Below are 10,714 nucleotides of genomic sequence, written 5' to 3'. Positions count from 1 at the left end.
CGGGGCGTAACTCAGTTTGGTAGAGTGCTTGGTTTGGGACCAAGATGCCGCAGGTTCAAGTCCTGTCGCCCCGACCAGCGGGGAGTCCCCGCGGGCAGAAAAATCTCCGCAAACATTTGCGGGGATTTTTATTTATTGCTTTCCCTAAAAATTTTTCACAAACAGAAACTAAAACGGGGAACGTTCCGCAATGGAGCGTTCTCCGTAATTTTTTATTCTGCTGTACACAGCTTGTCAACAAATAATGAAAATTTTCTTTGAATTTGTACAAATGCACAAATTTCAAAAAATTTGTTGTGAATTTCAACAAAGATATGGTATAATGAAAAAAACCGCCCGTCTGAATTGTATTCTCTGCAGAATATTCACCGCGGAGATATTGCCGCGGTCCTGAAAGGATATGATAAAATGAAACGATCAAATGCAAATGCAAAAACAATAAGGACTGCTGCTGCGGTCATGGCGGCAATGCTTGCAGTTACGACGTGCGCGCCAATGGCGTTATCTGTATCTACCGAATCGTCGGATGCGGACTCAGCAGCTTCCGCAGCTTCCGCGGCTTCGGCTTCATCATCTCCAACGGGCAAAAAGGAGGACGCGTCTATGAAAGCGGCTTTGACTACCGTAAAAAAACGTATTGACATTCCGGAGGAGCTGACGGAATTTACCTACGCCGAAAGCAAGGTGTACGGCCAAACAGGCTACAACTTTAATTGGACTACTCCCAACGGCGCAAAGGAGTACAAAAGCATAAACGTATCCATAATCGGCGGCGTTATCACGGAATACTCGCGGCAAGGCTTCGGCGATGACGACGGCTTCCAAAGCTTCCAAAGCCGCGACCCTAAGCTTGCAAAGCTGACACAGCAGGAGGTGCTCGCCAAGGCAAAGGAAAGCTTTAAAAAGCTTAATCCCGACATTTACAGCGAATGCAACTTTGAACTTCGAAATCTCAGTCTCACATCATCGAAAGCGCGTATTGCAATCTCCCGAAATGTAAACGGCATTGACGTCTCCAACAACGGCGGAAGTATCCGCATAAATCAGAATACGGGCGAGCTTGTCAACATGAACCTGGAATGGTGGGACGGCGCGAAATTCTCCGACCCCAAAACAGCAAAGACCGAAGCGGAGATACAGGAAGCCTTTAAGTCCCTCTGCACACTTACGCCCTACTATCGTATTTCCTACAAATGGGACGAGGAGTCCAAAAAATCCAAGCCTACGGTAAGGATAGTATATTCTCCCGATTTTACCGACGAGATAGACGCCTATACGGGCAAGGCTTCCACGATTTGGGAGGACATGAAAAAGGCGGGCGGAAGCCGTTACTACGGAGACGTTATGTATGCAAATCCAGCCGCGGGAACAATGAACCAGGACGACGTTGTGGATGACGCGGGAGTGGAAGAAGCTCTTGACAATGATGTGTCTTTCAGCGAGGAGGAGCTGAAAAAGCTTGACCAAAACGCAAAGCTCCTGAAATCAGGCGATGTGACCGCACTGCTGAAAAAGGATAAGTTCGTAGCCCTTACCGATAACTACAAGCTGAAAAACTACAATGTGTCCTCCCGAAAAGACGAAAAGGGCAAGGAAAGCTTTACAATGTACGTCAGCTACGAGCTTGAGACCGACAAGCCCGCCGCAAATGAATACTACAGATATATAAACGTTAACGTTGACGCGGAGAGCGGAAAGATCCTGAGCCTTAATAAATACGGCGATCAGTTTAAAAACCGCGCTGTTGAGGAGCTTCCCGCCCTTGACGTTAAAAAGGCGAACGCCGTTGCCGAGGAGGTCGCCAAGACCTACGCAAAGGATATTATTTCTCAGTACAGAGCCGACAAGTCCAACACAGAGCCTTTAAAAGAAATAGGCAATGCTGAGATCTGGGACGCCGAGAAAAACAAAAAGAACATTGTAAAAAAATTCGAGAACGAAAGAGGATTTATTTTCAACCGTTTCGCAAACGGCATTCAGGTTACAAACGACACTATACGCGTGACCGTTGATTCAAACGGCACTGTTACGCGTTACAGCGTTGACCATACCGAAAACATAACGTTCCCCAAGGCGGATATCATCAGCACCGACGAAGCCTTTGACAAGCTTTTCAAGCAAATGGATTTCTCTAAGTATTACGACTGCTGGATAACCAAGGACGGCGAGTTCAAAACATATCTGCTGTACGATATGGGCAGCTTTACCCTTAACGCCAAGACAGGCAAAATATGCAACTGGGACGGAAGTCCCCGCGATACAAGCTCCATGAGCTACCACATCGATGCCAAATACAGCGACATAAAGGATATCCCTCAGCGGGACGCTATTCTTGAAATGCAGAAGTACGGCGTTACTCTCAGGACGGACGGCAAAAAGTTCCTGCCCAATACGCCCATTTCCGAGGAGGAATTTTCAAATCTGCTGGCAGAACTGTTCAACGAGGCTGTCGCGATCAACGAAGAAAATTACGCAGACGACGGTTCCCCCGAAGCAAAAGCCAAGGCGGAAGCGGCTAAAAAAGACAAAGCCGAGACCACCCGCCGCGAGGCTGCGGTAATGTTTGCGCAGATGTACGACCATAACAATATCGCGGGTATCAAAGGCATTTTCAAATCGTTCTACAGCGACATAAAGAGCAGCGACGAAAACGCGGGGCACATTGCCATAGCCTACGCAAAGGGCTTCTTCGGCAAGACCGACGACGGACAGTTCCACGGCGACAAGGTCATTACCCGCGCCGAAGCCGTACAGCTTGTTTACGATTATCTTAAGCTTCTTTCAAAATAATTTTTCACAATTCACTTTTCAAAAAGCAGACAGTCCTGCGGTAACCGTATATCAGCGGTTGTTAAGGAACTGTCTGCTTTTTAGTTTCGGCATAACGTCTTATGCCTGAGGATATGGGAGTGCAAAGGGCTGTTTCCGTATTCGGATATTATAAAAAAGGAGCGCCGCAAAACGCAGTGCTCCTTTATAGTTTTATAGTTTAGCAGAGTATTTCAGCTTATGCTTTGCCTACAGAACCGAACAGCTCCATTTTCTCCTTAACGGTAGCCTTGATAGCGTCAAAGCCTGGAGCGAGAAGCTTTCTGGGATCGAAGCCCTTGCCCTGCTGATCCTTGCCCTCCTCAACGTACTTTCTTGTGGCAGCCTGGAAAGCAAGCTGGCACTCGGTGTTAACGTTGATCTTTGCAACGCCGAGAGAAATAGCTTTCTTTATCATATCCTCGGGAATACCTGTTCCGCCGTGGAGCACCAGAGGCATATCGCCGACTTTTTCCTTAACGGCAGCAAGGGTGTCAAAGGAAAGACCCGCCCAGTTTTCGGGATACTTGCCGTGAATATTTCCGATACCGGCAGCAAGCATTGTAACTCCAAGGTCTGCGATCTGCTTGCACTCGTTGGGGTCTGCGCACTCGCCTGCGCCGATAACACCGTCCTCTTCGCCGCCGATAGAGCCTACCTCGGCTTCAAGGGAGATACCCAGAACATCGCAGGTATTTACCAGCGCCGTGGTCTTGGCAATATTTTCCTCAATCGGATAGTGAGAGCCGTCAAACATAATAGAGGAGAAGCCTGCGTTGATGCAAGCCTTTGCTCCCTCAAAAGTACCGTGATCGAGGTGGAGAGCAACGGGAACTGTGATATTGAGTTCCTCAAGCATACCTTCAACCATGCCCACAACGGTCTTGTAGCCGCACATATACTTGCCTGCGCCCTCGGAAACGCCGAGAATAACGGGAGATTTAAGTTCTTCGGCGGTAAGAAGAATAGCCTTTGTCCATTCCAGATTGTTGATGTTGAACTGACCTACGGCGTACTTGCCGTCGCGGGCTTTGTTCAGCATATCCTTTGCGGAAACGAGTCTTGACATACTGTAAACATTCCTTTCGCGGGAAATCTTTCCATACCGGGGAAATTTTCCCGATAATATATAAATTTATTATACAGTATTTTTATAAAAAATGCAAGTGCTTTTATAAATTTCTCACGGGAATTAAGCTTAGTGCGGCAAAAATTTTTTAAGCGCACTAAAACACACTAATGATATTGTTCCGCCAGGACTTCAACCGGCCGAGCTGAGCTCAGCTTGACCTGCTGAAATCCCGACGTGTCAACAAAGTTGGTGCGCAAAACATAAAAACATAAATTTATATTATCAGCAAAATTGATCTTCCTGTATTTTGCCGCTCTGCCATTGACAGAAAAATGTTTTTGAGTTATAATTATTTTAACAGATAATAAACAATTAAACAAAATTAACATTATTATATTTTAATTTTCGGAGGTAATTCCATGAGATCGTTTTTACGCAGGCTTATTTGTACTGTCACCGCTGCCTTGATGACGGCTGCGCTCTGCACTGTTACCGCTTCGGCGGCGTCTCCAAAGCTGAACAAGTCAAAGGTAAATCTTCCTATTGACTATTCTGTAACGCTCAAAGCTTCGGGTACGAACAAGGCTCTGACATGGTCGGTGGTAAATCCCTCCGTGGCGGAAATAAAGTCCTCGGACGGAAAATCCGCAAAAATTGTCGGCAAAAGCTCTGGTTCTACCTATGTTCATGCAAAGGCAAAGGGAATAGACCTGAAATGCAGGATAATTGTGAAAAAATCCTTTATATCCGCAGGAAAAGATACTGTCAGCCTTGAAAAGGGGCAGTCCCGGAAAGTCACGGTCACCGTAAAGGGTTCAAAGGATATTGCCGTTAAAAATTCAGACAAGGACGTATGCTCTTTGTCATGGGGGAAATGGGACGGCGACAAGATAATCCTTACGATAAAGGCAAAGAAAAACGGTACTGCTAAAATCAAAATATATGCGAAAAAATTTACCAATCTTACTGCGGAAACAATAGAGGTAAAGGTGGGCGGTACCGCGGAGGAAAAGAAATCAGCCGCCGAAGAGGTCATTGATATCGTAAATGCCGAACGTTCGGCGCAGAGGAAATCCGCTCTCAAAAGCGATGATACACTCAACGATATTGCCGCGCAAAGAGCCAGGGAAATATCAGTAAAATTTTCACACACAAGACCCGACGGAACGAAATGCTCCTCACTGCTCCAGGAAAACGGCATTGTCAACGTTTACGCGGGTGAAAATATTGCGGCGGGTCATACGTCGGCAAAGGCTGTTATGGACACATGGATGGACTCCGACGGTCACCGCAGAAATATCCTTAACGACAATTACACCAGGATAGGAGTTGGGGTATATAAGGCAAGCGACGGACATATCTACTGGGTTCAGATGTTTACGAGCGATTATTGATCGGCAGACTTTGCAAGACGCCAAAAATAAACGGGAGGGATTCTTGTGGCGATACGCGAATCGGGAGAGGATTACCTTGAAACCATACTGATACTGCAAAAAAGAACCGGCTATGTGCGTTCCATAGACGTTGCCACCGAACTTGGATACTCCAAGCCAAGCATAAGCCGCGCCATGGGGATACTTAAATCCTACGGCTATATCGAGGTCGAAAGTGGCGGACGGATAATACTTACCGAATCGGGAAAGGCAAAAGCGGAATCTGTTTACGGCAGACATCTGGTGCTGCGGAAATTTCTGACGGAAACGCTGGGGGTCTCGAAGAAAAACGCCGAGGAGGACGCCTGCCGCATTGAGCATATACTCAGCGAGGAGACATACACAAAGCTGAAAAGCTTTATTGAAAAAATTGAAGATCAATAAAAACAACCCATGCCGTAACGGTTCTGCGACCGCTTCGGCACGGGTAAATTTTTACTGATTTATTTCTCCTGTCTCAAAATAGTAGTCCGCGCTTCCCGAAAAGCCGCGCTCGCCGCGTTTTGCGCTGTCGTAAAATACAGTTACTTGGTAAACAGTACTGCGTTCAAGCTGAAACATTTCCGTAAAGTCTCCTGCCGAGGAAATATTGTTTTCATATTCCGACTTCGGGTTACTAAGTGTTTCCGGAGAAGTATCTCCCTTTTGGGAAATATCCCAGCCCGTTATCTTGATATTGTCCGGTTCAAAGCCGTAGGGAAATCCCAGCATAACAGAACCTGAGTATAAATTAACTTTAACGTTTGAAGCCTGTGCGTCAAGGGGATGAAGCGCGTCAGCGACAAAGCTTTTACCTTGTCCGCCGGAATCGGCGCAGTCCCACGTTATACCCGCCGGAGCAACCATTGCTCCCGAATAAGCATAGGACGAAAGCGGGTCTGTTATCCTCATAGGCGGCGGACAGTTTGTACGTTTTTCAACAATTTGTTCGGCGGCCTTTTTTATTTTGTCCAGATCCTTGGAGGACAGCGCATAGCTTTTCTCCGCGCCGCAGAACTGTTCCGTACCGAAAACGCGGAGTGTACCGTCTTTGAAAAATTCCATAAAACAGTTGTCCATACCCTTCTGCACCTCAGAATCGTTCCGAAGTATTTCTATTTGCAGCAGTATGGTGTCATTGCCGGGAAGATCATTAGAATCAGGATTTTCCGAAAGCTTAGCCGATGTAAGCGCGGAAACAAGTTCGTCGGAGTATGAGGTGAGCTCGGTACCAAGTTTAACAACTGCCGCTTCGTTGTCCTTTTCCAAAAGGTTTACGCTCACAAAGACGGGCTTGCCGCTGTCTGCGGAAAGCATTTGGGAGAAATTATTTTCCGCAGGGATAAGGTTATCACCGCAGGAGGAGAACAGGCACGCAGCGGATACTATCGCCGCCGTTAAAAACGCTTTTGCTTTCATAGTTTACTTCCTTTCTGGCGGGACGGGAGCCCCGTCCCCTACAAATCAATCGTCTAATTTAAGAACAGCCATAAACGCCTCCTGGGGCACCTCCACGGTACCTAACTGGCGCATACGCTTCTTGCCCTCTTTTTGCTTTTCGAGAAGCTTTTTCTTTCGTGTGATGTCGCCGCCGTAGCACTTTGCAAGCACGTCCTTGCGCATTGCCTTGACGGTCTCGCGGGCGATTATCTTTCCTCCGATAGCAGCCTGTATCGGTACTTCAAAAAGCTGTCTGGGAATGTTGTCTTTAAGTTTTTCGGCAATTTTTCTCGCCCTGCCGTAGGCGTTGTCCGCGTGTACTATAAAGGACAGCGCGTCCACCACCTCGCCGTTGAGCATAATGTCAAGCTTAACAAGCTTTGAGGGAACGTACCCCAGCATTTCATAATCGAATGAAGCATACCCTTTTGTGCGGGATTTCAGAGCGTCAAAGAAGTCGTATACTATCTCGTTCAGAGGCAGTTCATAGTGAAGCTCCACGCGGGTCTCGTCAAGGTACTTCATGTCCTTGAAAACGCCCCGTCTGCCCTGACAAAGCTCCATGATGTTGCCCACGTATTCGCTTGGGGAGAACACCGAAGCCTTTACCATAGGCTCCTCTGCGGAGGCGATAACAGACGGTTCGGGATAGTTTGTGGGGTTGTCGATATAAACCGTTTCTCCGCTGGTGAGGTTTACCTTATAGATTACCGAGGGGGCGGTGGTTATAAGGTCAAGGTTGTATTCACGCTCCAAACGTTCCTGAATTATCTCCATATGGAGCAGACCCAGAAAGCCGCAGCGGAATCCGAAGCCCAGAGCAACGGAAGTCTCAGGCTCAAAGGACAGGGATGCGTCGTTGAGGCGAAGCTTGTCCAGAGCGTCCCGCAGATCGCCGTAGCGGGCTCCGTCGGCAGGGTAAACGCCGCTGAACACCATTGGATTTACTTCGCGATAGCCGGGAAGCGCCTCAGCGCAGGGACTGTCCGCGTCGGTAACGGTGTCGCCAACCTTTGTGTCGCTTATGGATTTTATGGACGCGGTGATATAGCCTACCTCGCCTGCGCGGAGTCCTCCCGCATTCACAAGCTCAGTAGCGCCCATGTAACCCGCTTCAACTACGGTAAACTCCGCTCCGGTCGCCATAAGACGTATGGCCTGACCTATCTTTACTTCACCGTCAATAACGCGGACGTAGATAATTACGCCCTTGTAGCTGTCGTAAAAACAGTCGAATATCAAGGCCTTGAGAGGACTTTCGCTGTCCCCCTTAGGGCAGGGTATATCAGTAACTATCCTTTCCAGTACTTCCTCAATGTTAGTGCCCATTTTTGCGGAAATTCTGGGAGCGTCCACAGCAGGTATGCCTATAATGTTCTCCACTTCATTGCAGACACGTTCGGGGTCTGCGGAGGGCAGGTCTATCTTGTTTACCACGGGCATTACTTCAAGATCGTTTTCAATGGCGAGATAAGTATTGGCAAGAGTCTGAGCTTCGATACCCTGGGACGCGTCCACAACAAGTACGGCTCCCTCGCACGCTACAAGGGAACGGGACACCTCATAGTTGAAGTCAACGTGACCGGGGGTGTCAATAAGATTGAAAACGTAGGTCTGACCGTCCTTTGCGGTATAGTTAAGACGTACCGCACGGGCTTTTATGGTAATGCCCCGCTCCCGCTCGATGTCCATATTGTCAAGGAGCTGCTCCTCCATGTCACGCTTTGCAACGGTGGAGGTAAGCTCCAAAATGCGGTCTGCAAGAGTGGATTTTCCGTGGTCGATATGGGCGATAATGCAGAAATTGCGTATATTTTCTTTACTATAAGACAAATCAACACTTCCTTAAAAATAGGGTAATTAAAAGCGGGGAAAAGCTACGCCTTTTTGTGAATACGACATATACATATCACGCGGCGGTGAATCCGCTCTGAACATTTATGACCTTACATTATGTTTATTTTTTGTAAGCAGGACGACCCTCGACTGTTGTTTCAATTTCCAAGGAAAGTTTGTTCACTTCATAGTCCTCAACAGGCACAGGGAAATTGAATACAATATCAGAAAGCATTCTTTTGACCGTACTTTCAGCAGGGTTTAAATATCTCTCGACTCCGAGTCGAAAATACTGTCGTGCTCTTTCAAATATTCAAGCACCTTTTTTTCATTATCCGTCAAACGAATTTTATCGGCTTCTCATATATCGGTACTTCCATTCTGAAAACATCGTCCTCAAGCAAAAGCGGCTCGCCGTCTGCATAGATTTTTGTGTATTTGTAAAGATTTCACGCACCGGAACCAAGCTAGTCCGCCCTGCCTATATTGAAAAAATTTGCAATTATCGGATTTTGGGGGTACGGCGTAAAATTTTCCGCGCTGATTTGCCCATACCGATAAACCTTATTTGCATTTTTGGTAAACATTTATCCTTTTTAATAACAAGCTTTGCGGGGAACGGACTCGCATATTCCCTATACATAAGAATGTTACTGACAATTTCCCTTGCAATTATAGAACGGACACTTACACATTGATTTCCGTCAAGATAAAACCTATCATCGGTATGCTTGCATACAAACGCCGTAAGACTGTCATACACCTCAAGCAAATTGCAGGATACATCTCAGACTTTATTTCATTTATACATTTTTTAAATTCAACCGTAACGCTCCGCCTTGTGATATTATATCAAAAGAGTATCTGTAAGCATTTCGCAGCCTTCTTTAAAATCAATATGCATTTATTATATCAAATTAAAATTAAATTGTCAAATTTATTCTGTTATATAATTTACCGTTCAATTTCAATGCCATATCTTCTGTAAAGAGCCTCAATATCAGAATTGCTGCGAACAAACTTTGTATAATGCAGCTTCTTATCCGCAGCGCTGTAAAAACCAATAGTTTTCTCGCCTGTGCAAATTGTGCAAATTGTGCAAATGTTGAATTTGATTTTTAACTCTCCGCAATCACGCTGTAAGGAATTGGAATGGGTTTACTTTTGCTTTTCAAAATTATTGCCTACCTATATCAAAAAATTATTTTGTTTTTTAAAGGTATATAGTAATTTCTTAGTATATTCAAATTATTTAGAATTTCCTATTTATTCACTCAAAATTGAAATTAAATTTCGGTAATTCATCCTCACTTAATATTTCTACCTCAACTGCAAAATTATGAACCATTTCATAAAGCACATTAACAATGTCAATAAACTTAGTCGGTAAAACCATGACAAGCCAGCCATGGTTTACACGCACTCGTACTTAAGTTATAATGAACGCAGTGATTGAACTGACAAAATCCTCATTGGTACACCACGCTCGTAGAATAGACAGTCACCCATGCTTTCATTATAGCGTTCGTTTTTGCAGATTGAGCCGCCTATGTACGCGTTCGAATCATCAAGCCTATAAAATATGTAATTAGAAAAGCGTGGCTTATCCGATTACGCCAATTTATCGTAAGCAGAAATGTTTATGAACGCTGTAGGCATCGACGTTTCCAAAGGCAAAAGTACAGTTACTATGCTTCGTCCTTTGGGAAAAAACGTGGCTTAGCCATTTGATGTTATTCATAATGACGATAACATTAAAAAGCTTGTTGCACATATACAGTTGGACGAATACCACCAGCAAACTTTTTCTCACGCAAAAACGCAACAATATCTTGTGTCTTTTTTCTGTTTTGGTCGTTTGCAACATCACAAATATAATAATCTGTTTCTTCATCAACACCGATGATAATAAGCCCGTCATGACTTGAGAGATTATTTGCCATACATATAATATCGTGTAACAGATCGGGTTTGCTTCTATGCCACTCTTTTTTGAAATCCCAATACTCACCCTCTTGCCTTAATGCTATTAACCGTAATATTTCTTCTCTAAACGAAACCATATCCATTTTATAGCAATCCCACAAATTACTGCCCAATAAAGCAAGAATCAAACCACCCGGAACAATCATTGGCGGAAATCAAA

The 10,714-nt window shown here is 45.5% G+C and carries 7 protein-coding genes and 1 tRNA gene; 4 read left to right on the top strand and 4 right to left on the bottom strand.

What is annotated here, in order from left to right; translation table 11 throughout:
• Together ABNS49_RS12045 and ABNS49_RS12040 are read left to right on the top strand one after the other, a co-directional pair.
• Window positions 1-77, top strand: a tRNA-Pro gene (locus tag ABNS49_RS12045).
• A 331-nt stretch (window positions 78-408) separates the two neighbouring features.
• Window positions 409-2,790 (top strand): S-layer homology domain-containing protein, encoded by a 2,382-nt coding sequence (locus tag ABNS49_RS12040; protein WP_348688218.1) that lies wholly within the window; start codon window positions 409-411, stop codon window positions 2,788-2,790.
• A 217-nt stretch (window positions 2,791-3,007) separates the two neighbouring features.
• Here the strand turns inward: ABNS49_RS12040 and fba are convergent, their stop codons facing one another.
• Complete coding sequence (fba, locus tag ABNS49_RS12035; protein WP_348688217.1) at window positions 3,008-3,877, bottom strand: class II fructose-1,6-bisphosphate aldolase; 870 nt, start codon at window positions 3,875-3,877, stop codon at window positions 3,008-3,010.
• 422 nt (window positions 3,878-4,299) lie between these two features.
• Here fba and ABNS49_RS12030 point away from each other — a divergent pair, with 422 nt between their 5' ends.
• Window positions 4,300-5,274: a CAP domain-containing protein gene (locus ABNS49_RS12030; RefSeq protein WP_348688216.1), complete on the top strand. Its 975-nt coding sequence runs from the start codon at window positions 4,300-4,302 to the stop codon at window positions 5,272-5,274.
• A 45-nt stretch (window positions 5,275-5,319) separates the two neighbouring features.
• The gene (locus tag ABNS49_RS12025) at window positions 5,320-5,697 is read left to right on the top strand and encodes a metal-dependent transcriptional regulator (RefSeq protein WP_348688215.1); all 378 of its coding nucleotides are present in this window, start codon (window positions 5,320-5,322) and stop codon (window positions 5,695-5,697) included.
• Window positions 5,698-5,748: 51 nt separating this feature from the next.
• Here the strand turns inward: ABNS49_RS12025 and ABNS49_RS12020 are convergent, their stop codons facing one another.
• The 3 genes from ABNS49_RS12020 to ABNS49_RS12010 all read right to left on the bottom strand — a co-directional run bounded on the left by ABNS49_RS12020 (window position 5,749) and on the right by ABNS49_RS12010 (window position 10,631).
• Entirely contained in the window at window positions 5,749-6,711 is a 963-nt protein-coding gene (locus tag ABNS49_RS12020; protein ID WP_348688214.1) for a hypothetical protein, read from the bottom strand.
• Window positions 6,712-6,756: 45 nt separating this feature from the next.
• A complete protein-coding gene (gene lepA, locus ABNS49_RS12015; RefSeq protein ID WP_348688213.1) occupies window positions 6,757-8,565 on the bottom strand; it encodes a translation elongation factor 4 in 1,809 nt (602 codons plus the stop codon).
• Window positions 8,566-10,322: 1,757 nt separating this feature from the next.
• A complete protein-coding gene (locus ABNS49_RS12010) occupies window positions 10,323-10,631 on the bottom strand; it encodes an ATP-binding protein (RefSeq protein WP_348688212.1) in 309 nt (102 codons plus the stop codon).
• Window positions 10,632-10,714: the final 83 nt, after the last annotated feature.

Source organism: uncultured Dubosiella sp. (genome assembly GCF_964018005.1).
In the GTDB taxonomy this organism is placed as follows: domain Bacteria; phylum Bacillota_I; class Bacilli_A; order Erysipelotrichales; family Erysipelotrichaceae; genus Dubosiella; species Dubosiella muris.
This window is presented reverse-complemented; position numbering and strand designations above follow the sequence as displayed.

Coding starts and splice junctions, on each gene's coding strand:
- fba (WP_348688217.1), bottom strand. CDS start 3,877: ATGTCAAGACTCGTTTCCGCAAAGGATATGCTGAACAAAGCCCGCGAC.
- ABNS49_RS12040 (WP_348688218.1), top strand. CDS start 409: ATGAAACGATCAAATGCAAATGCAAAAACAATAAGGACTGCTGCTGCG.
- ABNS49_RS12030 (WP_348688216.1), top strand. CDS start 4,300: ATGAGATCGTTTTTACGCAGGCTTATTTGTACTGTCACCGCTGCCTTG.
- ABNS49_RS12020 (WP_348688214.1), bottom strand. CDS start 6,711: ATGAAAGCAAAAGCGTTTTTAACGGCGGCGATAGTATCCGCTGCGTGC.
- ABNS49_RS12010 (WP_348688212.1), bottom strand. CDS start 10,631: ATGGTTTCGTTTAGAGAAGAAATATTACGGTTAATAGCATTAAGGCAA.